Origin of the sequence: Mycobacterium paragordonae (genome assembly GCF_003614435.1) — a bacterium.
Classification (GTDB): domain Bacteria; phylum Actinomycetota; class Actinomycetes; order Mycobacteriales; family Mycobacteriaceae; genus Mycobacterium; species Mycobacterium paragordonae.
The window spans coordinates 2899008-2912063 of the sequence record NZ_CP025546.1 but is presented as its reverse complement, the minus strand read 5'-3'; the positions used below and the strand labels follow the sequence as shown (position 1 = coordinate 2912063).

Genomic DNA, 13056 nt, shown 5'->3' with positions numbered 1-13056 from the left:
CAGCCGGGTTCAGGTACTTTCGCGTCTACTCGCGGGCTGGCCCCGGTCCCGCCGGAACGGCTGGAACCACCAGGGTCAGGTCGTTGCCGCTGCGCTCCACACGCAGGCCGGCTCGGCGGGCGACGGCAGCGACCGCGCCCGCGTCACCGGGCTCGGCCCGGGTGGCGGCCAGGGCACGGGCCAGCCGGCCCTTGTGTGCCTTGTTGAAGTGGGTGACCACCGCCCGCCGGCCGTCGGGGTACTCGGCCAACACATTCACACTGACCGCACCGGATGCCCTGCCCAGCGCGACGTATGAGCCAGAGCGGAGATCGACGATCAGGTGATCGTTGGCCAACTCGGCGAGCAGCGGCTCCAGCACCGGTCGCCACCGCGCGGCCAGCGTGGGCCTGCCCGGCAGTTTCGACGTCGCCGAGAGCCGGTACGCGGGTATCTGGTCGTCGGCGCGAAGCAGCCCGAACAAGGCCGACCCGATGAACAAACGGGCGGATGCACGCTTGGCCTCCGCCCCGCGCAGCGAGTCGATGTCCAGCGCGTCGTAGAGGACACCGGTGTAGCGGCGGATGGCCGGCAGCGTCGGTGCCACCCGCAGCGCCGCGTTGCGCTCGATCTCGGCGACCTGCGACGCCGAGACGCCCAGCGCCGATCTGCTTGCCGCCGGGTCCGACGCCAGCTCGACAAGCTCCGCCACCAGCGCCGACCGCACCGGATTGAGCTGCGGCTGGCTCAGACTGCTGAGTCGCAGAGGTGGGCCGTCGCCACCCGCTCGCTTGGTCTCCGACGGCGGCAGCAGCACGATCACGGGTGCAGACGTTAGTCGGCGCACCCCGCGGCCTCCTGCCCGGCGTCAGAAGGCTCCAAGAATCCTTCAAGGGCTGTGCGTGACGGTATCCCCATGACGACGATCGCCCCGCAGTTCGTAGCCCCCGCCTCCGCAGTTGAGCGCAACGCGATCCCCAAGATCAGCGGCCTTGCGGTGATGAGCGTGGTCCTGGGCGTCCTGCAGTACCTCGTCGCCTTCATTCCGTGCTGGCTGGTCACGATCCCGTTCGGAATCCACGCGCTGCACCAGACCGACAAGCGCGACGTTGCCGGCCGGGCGGCGGCGATCGCCGGCCTCTCGCTGTCGGTGATTCACTTCGCGATCTACACGTTCGTCTTCATCTGGCTGCTCACCACCAACTGACTCACACGCTGGCGGGACCGGTGCCATGGATGGCTTCCGCGACGGCGTCAGCCAGCGGTTCGATCTCGTCGTCCTTCAGGTCCGCAATGGTGATGCGCATGCCCGGTGGTGTGTCCATCCGAAACCGCGTGCCCGGCGCGGCAGCCCAACCGGCGTTGAGCAGGCGGGTGATGGCAACCGTCTCGTCGGGCACCGGAACCCAGACGTTCAGGCCGGACCGCCCGTGCGAGACCACATCCCGCTCTGCCAGGGCGTCACGCAATGCTTTGCGATTCTTGGCATAGCGCCCCCTGGCCTGGTGAACCAGTTCGGTCGCCGCTTCGTCGGACCACATCCGCACGGCGACATCCTGCAGCAGCCGGCTCACCCACCCCGGCCCCAGCCGCAGTCGTCCATGGACCCGCTCGACGGTCCGGCGATCTCCGGCCAGCACGGCAAGCCGCAGATCCGGACCGTACGCCTTGGACACCGACCGGACGAAAGCCCAGCGCCGCGTGGCACCGGCCAAGGTGTGCAGCGGCGCACCGGAGATTCTGGCGCAGTGGTCGTCCTCGATGACCAGCACGTCGCTGGTTTTCGCGGCCAGCAGACTGCGCAGCGCCTTCGCGCGTTCCTTGGACAGCGCCGCCCCCGTCGGGTTCTGCGCGCGGGTGGTGACGATGACGGCCTTCACGCCGCGGCGCAGCGCCCGCGCCATGCTGAGCACCACCGGACCCTCATCGTCGACCTTCACTGGCTCCGGCGAAAGCCCCAGTGCCGCAACCAGATCGAGGAGATTCGCCCAACCCGGGTCCTCGACCGCGACCCGGTCCCCAGGCCGCAGGTGGGCGCTGAGCACCCGCTCGATCCCGTCGAGCGCACCGCTGGTCACGGCCAGGTGCTCAGCCGGCACACCGTCGGCGCCCAGGTCTGCCCGGGCACGCTCGACGAGTTCGGTCGCCATCGCCGACTGCCCGTAGAGCAATGGCCGGTCTTGCCGAACGGGAGTCAACTGCACGGTGGCGATGGGCAACAGCGCGGGGTCCGGATTGCCCGTCGACAAGTCGCGGGCGCCTTCGGGAACCGCGAGTCCGAGCAACGACCGCGGCGTGGTCGCCGGCCGGTTGCGCACTCGCGTGCCGCGCCGGCCCGCGGTCTCGACGGCCCCTCGATCGCGCAGCAGACGGTAGGCGGCGGCCACGGTATTGGCGTTGACCCCGAGCTGCGCGGCGACCTCCCGGATCGACGGCAGCGCGTCGCCCGGCGCGAGGGCCCCCTGGGAAATGCCCTCCTCGATGCTGGCCGCTATCGACTCGGCACCGGTTCCGTCTATGGTGTATCGTACTGGCACAGTGATAATTATGTACTAGAACAAAAGCAAAGGCAAGTGCATGGATACGGCATATCACCCCACCCCACGTACCACGCCAACCCGCTACCGGGACCGGGCGCGCTACGACCGCGAGACGGTGCACCGGATCCTCGATGAGTCGCTGATCTGCCACCTGGCCTACGTCAAGGACGGACTGCCGGTAGTGCTGCCGACCATCCACACCCGCATCGGCGAGACGCTCTACATCCACGGCTCCTCCGGCAGCGGACCGATGCTGGCTGCTCGGTTGGCCGGCATGCCGGTGTGCGTCACCGTCACCCTGGTCGACGGACTGGTGCTGGCCCGCGCGGCGATGCACCACTCGATGAACTACCGATCGGTCGTCGCGGTCGGCGCCGCGCGCATCGTCGAGGATCCGGACGAGAAGGCGCAAGCGCTGCATGCCGTGCTGAACCACATCCGGCCCGGACGCGCCGACGACTGCCGGCCGCCGGACGCGCGCGAACTCGCCGCGACCGCCGTCCTAGCCCTCGACCTGGACGAAGTCTCAGCCAAGATCCGCGAAGGCGGGGTGTCTGACGACGCCGAAGATCTGACGCTGCCGTACTGGGCCGGTGTGGTGCCGGTGCGGTTGACCGCCGGCGCGGCGGTTCCGGATGCCGATCTGGACCCCGCTACCCCGCTGCCGTCGTATCTCCGTTAGACCGCTGAGCAGACGCGAAAGCCCCCGCTTAACGTCGTGATGAGGGGCTCTTGCGTCTTTGCGGCATCAGAGCAGCAGGTAGCGGTACGCCGGCGACCCGGGCAGCAGCGTCTCGACGTGCATCTCCGTCGCCCGCATCCGGGCCAGCAGCCCGTCCAGGTCCGCGGCCGATCCCAGTTGAATCCCGACCAGCGCCTCCCCGGTCTCCCGGTTGTTGCGCTTGACGTACTCGAACAGGGTGATGTCGTCGTTGGGACCGAGCACCTCATCGAGGAACCGCCGCAGCGCGCCCGGCTCCTGCGGGAAGTCGACCAGGAAGTAGTGCTTGAGGCCCAGGTGCACCAGCGAGCGCTCCAGCACCTCGCCGTAGCGGGACACGTCGTTGTTGCCGCCCGAGATCAGGCAGACCACGGTGGAGCCGGGTTCGACATCGGCTTCCAGCAGACCGGCCACCGACAGCGCGCCCGCGGGTTCGGCGATGATGCCCTCGTTCTGATACAGGTCGAGCATCGCCGTGCACACCGCGCCCTCGTCGACCGTGGTGATGGACACCATGTCGCCGGCCGCGGCCAGGGCCCCGTAGGTCAGCGTTCCCGCCCGCGCGACGGCGGCACCGTCGACGAACTGGTCCACGTGTTCCAGGGTCACCGGCTCGCCGGCGGCCAGTGCGGCCATCATCGCGGCGGCCCCAGCAGGCTCGATACCCAGCACCGCCGTGTTGGACGTTCGTTCGGCGAGATAGCTGGTGATGCCGGCGATGCAGCCGCCGCCGCCGACGGGCACCACCACCAGGTCCGGTTCGTCGCCCAGGGCGTCCAGGATCTCGACGGCGATCGTGCCCTGACCGGCCATGGTGCGCAGGTCGTCGTAGGGCGGCACCAGGGTGGCGCCGGTGCGTGCGACGTCCTCGCGGGCGGCCGCGGCGGCCATGTCGTACGTCGAACCGCCCACGATCAGGTCGATGAACTCACGGCCGTGGTAACGGATGCGGTCCCGTTTCTGCTTGGGCGTCTTGGCCGGCACGTAAACCCGGCCGTGCACGCCCAGCGAACGGCATGCGTAGGCGAAGCCCTGCGCGTGGTTGCCCGCGGAGGAACACACCACGCCGGCGGCCAGTTCCTCGTCGGAGAGCTGGACCAGCAGGTTGTAGGCGCCGCGCAGCTTGTAGGAGCGCACCACCTGCAGGTCTTCCCGCTTGAGGTAGACGGTCGCGCCGGTGATCTCCGACAGACGGTCGCTGTATTGCAGGGGCGTCGGGGTGACCACCGGAGCAATTCGCTTTGCCGCACCCTCGATGTCAGCCGCGCACAGCGGCAGCTCGCGAGGGTTCTGGCTCAGTTCGGCGGACACCGGTTAATGGTGCCATGCCGCCGGGAGCAACGTCTCAGCTCACCGGGGTAAGAACTAGCACCGGAGTGCCGCAGAGTCGCTCTCACCCGGCGCTTGGATGAGGCTGCGATCCGTGCGCGCATCTTCGGCTGCGTTGCCGTGACGCTGCGCCCCGTTTAAGTAGTGCACTACTGCGGATAGCGGCATCGGTCGGCGCGAGGCTTGGTATCGCCGGTGGTTCGCGCGCCGCCGGCCTCGTCCGAATCGACCAGGCGAGCTCCACGTCCCGAGGTGGTGGCAGGCATGTCGCATGTGAGCGTCGCTCCGGACAGCTTGATGTTGGCGGCAGCCGATTTGGAAAACATCTCTTCCGCGCTCGACGAGGCCCACCGAGTAGCGGCCCCGCCTACCCTTGCGCTGAGTCCAGCCGCGGCCGACGAAGTGTCGGTCAGCATCGCGCAGCTCTTCTCGCGGCACGCTCAGGACTATCAGGTGGTGGCCCGAGAGGCTACCGCGTTTCAAGAGCAGTTGGTTCAGAAGATGACGGCAAGCGCGTCGTCATATGCCAGCGCCGAAGATGTGGTCGCCTCGTTGCTGCAGGCGCTGAATGCAAAGGTGAACTATTACACCGACGCCGGCAATGCCTTGGAGAGCATTCTCTTTAACTATCCTTTTAAGCTGGCCCTGAACTTTATTATTATATTTCCTCTGATACCGTTTGAGCCAATAATTATACCATTATTTGTATGTCTGCAACTAGCACAGCTGTTTTCTGAGGTCATCACCGGGCAACCCATAAGCTACCGGCCTCTTCCGTGAGCGGCAATCCCGTAGCTGTTCACGCTGGGCTGAAAGATGGTATTCGGTGCCGGCCATTCGGCCTGAGCGCGTCAGAAGAGAGATTGAGATACACACAGTGTGCGCAATGACGAATTACAGGCTCGCAATACTGAGAAGTGACAGCAACGCACGCGAAAAGGTCTGGCAACTGAGCCCTCGTACTGCCTGCTGATGTGTTACGTGCAGACTGCGTTCAATTTGCACCCCGGGGCCGCTGGTAGCGTACTCCCTTGCTAGTGGCACGAGGAACAAACTATTCCTGACGCCGGGCCAGCTCCGCGATCACATTGACCCGCCGGCTCGCCGTTGCGATCTCGTCGGCGAACTCCCGGCGGCGCTTGGCGATGTCGGCCTGGTCGGCCCCGTCAACCAACTCCCGATGCCGCGCGAGCCGTAGCGCGGTCTTGAACAGCTCCATCGACCGCGACTCGGCGTTGGCGATCCGGCGCTGCAATTCCCACTGCTTACCGACCTCGAGACACTCGGTGAGAAACGCGTCTTCGTCCAGCGCCTCGTCCTCGAGAGCAGCCAGGCGGTCGGCCACGATGTGGTAGGCGTCCAGGAACGGCCGCAAGACCAGATGCGCCAGCAGCAGATCCGCGGACTCCAGCAGTTTCCGGACGTCGGCCGCGATCACTTCCTTGGACGTGTCCTCTACCGGGCCGATCAGCTTGACCTCATCGGCGAGCTCCACCTCGAACTGGGCGCGTGCCGAGAACAAGAACTCGAACTTGAGCAACTCCCGCAGGCCGAGCGCTTCGTCGCGCACCGCGGCGGGCGCCACGAAGCCGTCGCCCGAGCTTTCGGCCGTTTCCGAGGCCGCCAGTAAGGCCATCTCGGCGATCGCCCGGTCGACCAGGATGTGGATGGCGGTGTTGCGGTAGAACGCCGCGACCAGATGCTGATCGGCGCCGATTCCCCATACCGCTTCGGTGCCGGCGTCGTACACGCTCACCACTCCGGAGTTGACCATCTGGTGCAGGGTCCAGCGGATCGTCGAGCGGTTCGTCAGGTCCGCGGCCCCGGCCACCGCCCAGTTGCGGGCGTTGATGTACCGAGCCAGCGGGCTGACCGTGGCCAGCACCTCGCTGATGGACAACGAGCGGTCGGCGCCCAGCAACGCCAGGCTGACCACCGCGGTGGGCGTCACCGGGGTGGCGCGGTTGATGCGGTGCTCGACGTCGAGCGCGATGCGTTCGACCACCGTGCCGGTTCCCGACGGGTCGGCCCGCAATTCCTCCAGGCGCTTGCGCAGCGGAAGTGGCTCACCGAAATCGAGATAGGCGCGGCCCAGTCGCTCCCCTTGCTGACGGGACAGCCGCACCAGGAAGCGCAGGTCCTCCGGGCGCTTGGTCGCCCCGTAGGCCTCGGTGGTCATCGCCTCCACTTCGTGCAGCTGGTCGTAGACGATTGATGTCGGCACCAAATACACTTCGGGCCCGTCGATTTCGTCGACGGCATCGGTGAGGTAGCGCAGGATGCCGAACACCGGCGGCCGCAGTTTGCCGGTGCGGGTGCGGCCACCTTCGATCGACCAGGTCAGGTTGGTGTGGTTCTGCACCAGTTGCGCGGTGTAGGCGCGCAGCACGAACCGATAGACGGGAATGTCCTTGGTTTGGCGGCGGATGAAGATCGTCCCGGTGCGCTTGGCGAAGCCGCCCATCGGGAAGAAGTTCAAGTTGGCGCCGCCGAAGGTGAACGCCGACGACAGGCGGTTGGCCGCGATCTCTTCCGGCAACAGCATCCCGTCCAGATAGGACCGATGCGAGAACGCGAACGCCAGCGTCGCCTTGCGGTCCAGCGACCGCAACTGCGCGATCTGATCCTCGTCGACCAACACGTCGTACGCCCGCATCAGCCATCGGCTGAAACCCCGCCACGCCTGCACCGCGCGCTCGTCCAGTGAGGCCGCAACCTCGCGCAGGTACCCGGCGGCCTCCACCCGCACGCTCTCGGGATCGCGCCCTAGTTCCGCGGCCAGCGCGTCCAGGCGCTCACCGAACCAGTCGGCATCCAGCAGTTGGGTCACCGCTTCCGGGTCGGTACCCAACGCCGTCGTCGACTCGTCGACAAATCCGGTGCGCTGCAAGAGCTTTCGGACTCCGCTGCGACCGACCTCCCGCGCCGTCATCGCCCCTCCCCTGTCACACCGGCGATGCCGTCGACGCGGTACTGGAAGTCCTCATGCAGCATGCATGGACGTTCGATTCGGCTCATCTTCCGCTCTCCTCGGCACCAGATCGCTTCTCATCGCTGAGCCTACGTCCGAAGTCACGGCTCACCGAACACGGGCGTATGTTGGCGTTCATGGGGCGGGACGGGATCATCGACGTCAGCGGCCTCTCGCCGCTGGAGCAGACCGCCTTACTCACCGAATATGCGCGCGCGCTGGACAGTCGTTGGGCGCGACCGATTCTCGGCGATGCACTCGCCGACCGGGTGATCAAGAAGATCGACTACGACTTCACCGGACTCGGGGTGCCCGACAGCGTGGCCTGCCAGTCGGCGCTGCGCGCAAAGATGCTCGACGACAGGGTCCGTGCATTCACCGCTGAGAACCCCGACGCCGTCGTCGTCGACCTGGGCGCCGGGGTGGACTCGGGTCCGATCCGGGTGGATCCCCCCGCCACCGTCGACTGGTACAGCGTGGATTTGCCACGGGTGATCGCGCTGCGCGAACAGGTTCTGCCGTCCAGCGAACACGCCCATTCCGTCGCGGCGTCGGTCGCCGACCACGACTGGCCGGCAGCCATCCCCGCCGACCGGCCGACGATGCTGATCGCCGACGGCCTGTTCGCCTTCCTGTCAGAATCGGTGATTGTCGACCTGTTCCGGCGAATCACCGAGTACTTCGGGTCCGGCGAAATCGCCTTCAACGACTACGGCCGCATCGGCTGGTTCAGCCGGCTTGCCGTAAAGATGGCACCGCAGAAAATGTTTAGCAGTGTCGGTAGCCAGTGGGGATACGCCGGATTCAAGGATGCGCGGGTGCCGGAGTCGTGGAGTCCGCGGCTGACGCTGGCTGAGGAGGCCAGTTTGGCCCGCGCCCCCGAGGTCGAGCTGTTTCCGGGCTGGATTAGGTTCGCTACCAAGGTATCCGGGAAGTTCGAGGCGGGGGCCCGCAAGGCCCGGATCCTGCGCTATCGGTTCTAACGCGTTGCCACCGGCAGAGCCCGGTGGATTCCACAGGTGCAGTCGTCGATCGACGGACAGGTGCAGCGCATCCCCCACTCGATGACCTCGCGCGCCCTAGCCAATGACGCCATCTGAGCGTCGATCTCGGCGAGCTTGGCCTCGGCCAGCGCGCGACTGGCCGGTCGCCCCGGTGCGTCGTCGGCGAACAGCAGCTGAATCTCTTCCAGCGCGAAGCCGGCGGACTTGCAGAGTCGGATCACCTCGAGCCGAGTCAGCACCGTGCTGTCATAGCGACGCTGGCCGCCTTGGCGCGCGGGCGTCGGTATCAAACCGATCTGCTCGTAGTAGCGCAACGTGGTCGCCGCAATCCCGGCTTGGCGGGCCACCTCTCCGATGGTCAGCCGCATTCGACACCTCCAGGGCTTGACTTCGAGTCAACTCTAAGTCGTTGACTATGGGTCATGCACACACTTCTGGACAACTCGCGATACGCACTGCTGCGGTCATTCCGCCGCGACGGCACGCCTGCCGACACCCCGATCTGGTTCGCGTTCGACGGCGACGCGCTGGTGTTTCGCACCAAGGTGGGTCCGAAAACCAAGCGGCTCAGCGCCCGGCCCGACGTCGAACTCGCCGCCTGTGACTATCGCGGCCGAGGCGCCACGGACTGGGTGCCGGGCCGCGCGACGGTCCTGTCCGGCGCCGACGCGCAGCGCGCCAACCGACTGCTGCACCAGCGCTACGGCTGGCAGTGGAACATCGTGCCGCTGCTGAAGATTCCGGGCGTCACGAACGTGCACCGCGACCTCGGACTGCGGGAGAAGCTGCGACGCGCACGGGACCGTGGCGTGTGGACTGACAGCGCCATCGTCCGGATCGATCTGTAAACCCAGCGTCGAGCGTGAAGCTGGCCGCACACTCGACGCCGAACGTGAAGCTGGCCGCACACTCGCGGCACCCAGCCGGCCTAGCTGCCCAGGCACCCCGGTCCGAGCAATTCCTTGAGATCACCCATCAACGCCGGTGACGGCGTCACCCGCAGCGACTGATCCAGCTCCAGCGTGGTGATCCGGTCACCGCTGATGAGCCGCAGATGTACCTGCGACGTCCCCGGGTGCCGGGCCAGCACCTGCTTGAGAGCGGTCACCTTGTCGATGGTGCACTGCCGGGTGGGCAGACTGACCGCCAGCGGCCGGTTCGGTTGCGCGTTCGAAAAGTCCGGCACCACAAGCTCATTGGCGATCAAGCTGATGCGGTCGTCGCGGATCGCGACCTTGGCGTTGACCAGCACCACCACGTCGTCAGCGATCTCGGCGCCGTAGTTGGAGTAGGTGTGCGGGAAGAACATCACTTCGATGCCACCGGTCAGGTCTTCCAATTGTGCTGAAGCCCAGGGCATTCCGTTCTTGTTGACCCGCCGGTTCACCGAGGCGAGAATCCCGCCCACCCGCACCTGGGTTTCATTGGCGACATCGCCGTCCAGAATCGCCGGGATCGCGGTGTCGACCTGCGTCGCCAGCAGGTGCGCCACCCCGTTAAGGGGATGCCCGGACACATACAGGCCCAGCATCTCGCGTTCGAGAGCGAGCTTGTGCTTGTCCTCCCACTCGTCGTCGGGCACCTTGATGGTGAACACCGACTCGGTGCACCCGTCATCCCCGCCGAACAGGTCGAACTGGCCCATCGCCTCGGCTTTTTTGGTGCCCAGCACCGAATCGACGGCGTCGGTGTGCACCAGGAACAGGCCCTTGCGGGCATGCTTCAAGGAGTCGAAAGCGCCGGCTTTGATCAACGACTCGGTGACCTTCTTGTTGCAGGCCGAGATGTCGATCTTGTTCAGGTAATCCGAGAAGTCGGTGAACTTGCCCTTCTCGTTCCGGGTCTTGATCAGCGAACCGACGACATTGGCGCCGACGTTGCGCACCGCGCCCAACCCGAACCGGATGTCCTCGCCGACCGAGGCGAAGTTCACCAAAGACTCGTTCACGTCGGGCGGCAGCACGGTGATGCCCAGCTTGCGGCAGTCGGCCAGGTAGACCGCCGCCTTGTCCTTATCGTCACCGACGGAGGTGAGCAGGCCCGCCATGTACTCGGCGGGATAGTTGGCCTTCAGATAGGCCGTCCAGTAGGAGACCAGGCCGTAACCGGCGGCGTGCGACTTGTTGAACGCGTAGCCGGCGAACGGAAGAATGGTGTCCCACAACGCTTTCACCGCTTTTTCGGAGAAACCATTGGTGGTCATGCCCTCGTAGAAGCCCTTGTACTCGGCTTCGAGCACCTCGAGCTTCTTCTTACCCATGGCTTTGCGCAGCGCGTCGGCCTTGCCCATCGTGTACGAGGCGACCTTCTGCGCGATGAACATGATCTGCTCTTGATAGACGATCAGACCGTAAGTCTCCGAGAGGATTTCGCGCAGCGGCTCCTCAAGCTCCGGGTGGATCGGCTTGATCGCCTGCCGCCCGTTCTTGCGGTCGGCGTAGTCATTGTGGGCGTTCATGCCCATCGGCCCGGGACGGTACAGCGCCAGCACGGCGACGATGTCATTGAACTCGGTGGGCTGCATGCGGCGCAGCAGATCCCGCATCGGGCCGCCGTCGAGCTGGAACACACCCAGGGTGTCGCCGCGGCCCAGCAGTTCGTAGGTGGGCTCGTCGTCCAGCGGCACCGATTCCAGGTCGAGGTCGATTCCCCTGTTGGCCTTGATGTTCTCCAGCGCGTCGCCGATGATCGTCAGGTTGCGCAGGCCGAGGAAGTCCATCTTCAGCAGGCCGATGGCCTCGCACGACGGGTAGTCCCAGCCGGTGATGATGGCGCCGTCCTGCGGCCGCCGCCACAACGGAATGGCCTCGGTCAGCGGCTCGCTGCTCATGATCACCGCGCACGCGTGCACACCGGCGTTGCGGATCAGGCCTTCCAGGCCCCGCGCCGTCTGGTAAATGGTGCGCACGTCGGGGTCGGTCTCGATCAGGCCGCGCACCTCGGCGGCTTCCTTGTAGCGTTCGTGGGCCGGGTCGGTGATGCCGGACAGCGGGATGTCTTTGGCCATGATCGGCGGCGGCAGCGCCTTGGTGATCCGGTCCGCGATCGCGAAGCCGGGCTGGCCGTAGTGGATTCGCGCCGAGTCCTTCAGCGCCGCTTTGGTTTTAATCGTGCCGAAGGTGATGACCTGGGCAACCCGGTCCTGCCCCCACTTGTCGGCGGCGTAACGCACCATCTCACCGCGGCGACGGTCGTCGAAGTCGATGTCGATATCGGGGGCCGACGGGCGCTCCGGATTGAGAAAGCGCTCGAACAGCAGGCCGTGCGGGATGGGATCGATGTTGGTGATCCCCATCGCGTAGGCCACCAGGGAGCCCGCGGCCGAGCCACGACCCGGCCCCACCCGGATGTCGACGGAGCGTGCGTAGTTGATCAGGTCGGCCACGATCAGGAAGTACGCCGGAAAACCCTTGTCGCAGATGACCTTGATCTCGTACTCGGCCCGGTCGATGTAGTCCTGGCCGACACCGGCGGGAAAGCGCCGCTGCAGACCCGCCATCACCTCGTGGTGCAGCCACGATCCCTGGTCGTGCCCCTCGGGCACCGGGAAGATCGGCATCCGGTCGCGCGGCGTCCAGACCTCGGCGTAGGACTGGACCCGCTCGCCGATCAGCAGGGTGGAGTCGCATGCTCCGGGGACCTGGCTGTCCCACAGCTGGCGCATCTCGGCCGCGGACTTGAGGTAGTAGCCGTCGCCGTCGAACTTGAACCGGTTGGGGTCCGAGAGCGTCTTGCCGGTCTGCACGCACAGCAGCGCCTCGTGATTATGCGAGGCGTCGCGGGTGACGTAATGACAGTCGTTGGTGGCCAGCGGCGGGATGCCCAACTTGTGGCCGATCTCCAGCAAACCTTCGCGGACCCGGTGCTCGATGGAGATCCCGTGGTCCATCAGCTCGAGGAAGAAGTTCTCGGCGCCGAAGATCTCCCGCCACTTGGCGGCCGCCTCCAGCGCTTCGCGCTCATGGCCGAGGCGCAGCCGCGTCTGCACCTCCCCCGAGGGGCAGCCGGTGGTGGCGATGATGCCTTCGGCGTGCTCTGCGATGAGTTCGGCATCCATCCGCGACCACTTGCCGAGTTGGCCTTCGAAGGACGCCAGTGACGACAGCCTGAACAGGTTGCGCAGGCCGGTCGCGTTCTCGGCCATCATCGTCATGTGCGTGTAGGAGCCGCTGCCCGAGACGTCGTCGGACTTCTGGCTGGGATCACCCCAGGTGATGCGCCGGGTGTCGAACCGGGAACCGGGAGCGATGTACGCCTCGACGCCGATGATCGGCTTGATCCCGGCCTTGGTGGCCGAGTTGTAGAACTCGCTGGCGCCGAACATGTTTCCGTGGTCGGTCATGCCGATCGCGGGCATCTCCAACCGTTGCGCCTCGGCCAGCATCGGCGAGATCTTCGCGGCACCGTCGAGCATCGAATACTCGGTGTGGTTGTGCAGGTGCACGAACGACGATTGGTTCATAGGGGAGCCAGTCTATGACCGGGCACCGACGTCTTTCGGGCGTGTCGCGC

Annotated in this window: 11 protein-coding genes; 5 read left to right on the top strand and 6 right to left on the bottom strand. The window is 66.3% G+C overall.

The window, feature by feature from the left end; all coding sequences use genetic code 11:
- Nucleotides 1-25: 25 nt before the first annotated feature.
- Complete coding sequence (yaaA, locus tag C0J29_RS13470; protein WP_120792626.1) at nucleotides 26-802, bottom strand: peroxide stress protein YaaA; 777 nt, start codon at nucleotides 800-802, stop codon at nucleotides 26-28.
- A 93-nt stretch (nucleotides 803-895) separates the two neighbouring features.
- Here yaaA and C0J29_RS13465 point away from each other — a divergent pair, with 93 nt between their 5' ends.
- The gene (locus C0J29_RS13465; protein ID WP_120792625.1) at nucleotides 896-1186 is read left to right on the top strand and encodes a DUF4190 domain-containing protein; all 291 of its coding nucleotides are present in this window, start codon (nucleotides 896-898) and stop codon (nucleotides 1184-1186) included.
- 1 nt (nucleotide 1187) lies between these two features.
- On the opposite strand, the gene C0J29_RS13460 is transcribed toward C0J29_RS13465, so the two are convergent.
- Entirely contained in the window at nucleotides 1188-2516 is a 1329-nt protein-coding gene (locus C0J29_RS13460) for an aminotransferase class I/II-fold pyridoxal phosphate-dependent enzyme (RefSeq protein WP_120792624.1), read from the bottom strand.
- Between the two features lie 40 nt (nucleotides 2517-2556).
- Between C0J29_RS13460 and C0J29_RS13455 the strand changes: the two genes are divergently transcribed.
- The gene (locus C0J29_RS13455; RefSeq protein ID WP_120792623.1) at nucleotides 2557-3201 is read left to right on the top strand and encodes a pyridoxamine 5'-phosphate oxidase family protein; all 645 of its coding nucleotides are present in this window, start codon (nucleotides 2557-2559) and stop codon (nucleotides 3199-3201) included.
- A gap of 66 nt (nucleotides 3202-3267) precedes the next feature.
- On the opposite strand, the gene ilvA is transcribed toward C0J29_RS13455, so the two are convergent.
- Nucleotides 3268-4551: a threonine ammonia-lyase gene (ilvA, locus tag C0J29_RS13450; protein WP_120792622.1), complete on the bottom strand. Its 1284-nt coding sequence runs from the start codon at nucleotides 4549-4551 to the stop codon at nucleotides 3268-3270.
- A gap of 282 nt (nucleotides 4552-4833) precedes the next feature.
- Between ilvA and C0J29_RS13445 the strand changes: the two genes are divergently transcribed.
- The gene (locus C0J29_RS13445) at nucleotides 4834-5349 is read left to right on the top strand and encodes a PE family protein (RefSeq protein ID WP_162951455.1); all 516 of its coding nucleotides are present in this window, start codon (nucleotides 4834-4836) and stop codon (nucleotides 5347-5349) included.
- 274 nt (nucleotides 5350-5623) lie between these two features.
- On the opposite strand, the gene C0J29_RS13440 is transcribed toward C0J29_RS13445, so the two are convergent.
- Complete coding sequence (locus tag C0J29_RS13440; protein ID WP_120792620.1) at nucleotides 5624-7501, bottom strand: lysophospholipid acyltransferase; 1878 nt, start codon at nucleotides 7499-7501, stop codon at nucleotides 5624-5626.
- Nucleotides 7502-7677: 176 nt separating this feature from the next.
- Here C0J29_RS13440 and C0J29_RS13435 point away from each other — a divergent pair, with 176 nt between their 5' ends.
- Complete coding sequence (locus C0J29_RS13435; protein WP_065046518.1) at nucleotides 7678-8523, top strand: class I SAM-dependent methyltransferase; 846 nt, start codon at nucleotides 7678-7680, stop codon at nucleotides 8521-8523.
- On the opposite strand, the gene C0J29_RS13430 is transcribed toward C0J29_RS13435, so the two are convergent.
- Nucleotides 8520-8912: a helix-turn-helix domain-containing protein gene (locus tag C0J29_RS13430; RefSeq protein ID WP_065046494.1), complete on the bottom strand. Its 393-nt coding sequence runs from the start codon at nucleotides 8910-8912 to the stop codon at nucleotides 8520-8522. The genes C0J29_RS13435 and C0J29_RS13430 overlap by 4 nt on opposite strands.
- A 54-nt stretch (nucleotides 8913-8966) precedes the next feature.
- On the opposite strand from C0J29_RS13430, the gene C0J29_RS13425 reads away from it, so the two are divergent.
- On the top strand, nucleotides 8967-9392 hold the full coding sequence (locus C0J29_RS13425; protein WP_065046496.1) for a PPOX class F420-dependent oxidoreductase: 426 nt from the start codon (nucleotides 8967-8969) through the stop codon (nucleotides 9390-9392).
- An 80-nt stretch (nucleotides 9393-9472) separates the two neighbouring features.
- Here C0J29_RS13425 and dnaE read toward each other — a convergent pair whose 3' ends face one another.
- Nucleotides 9473-13006, bottom strand: a complete 3534-nt coding sequence (dnaE, locus tag C0J29_RS13420; RefSeq protein ID WP_065046497.1) for a DNA polymerase III subunit alpha — start codon at nucleotides 13004-13006, stop codon at nucleotides 9473-9475.
- Between the last annotated feature and the right edge of the window lie 50 nt (nucleotides 13007-13056).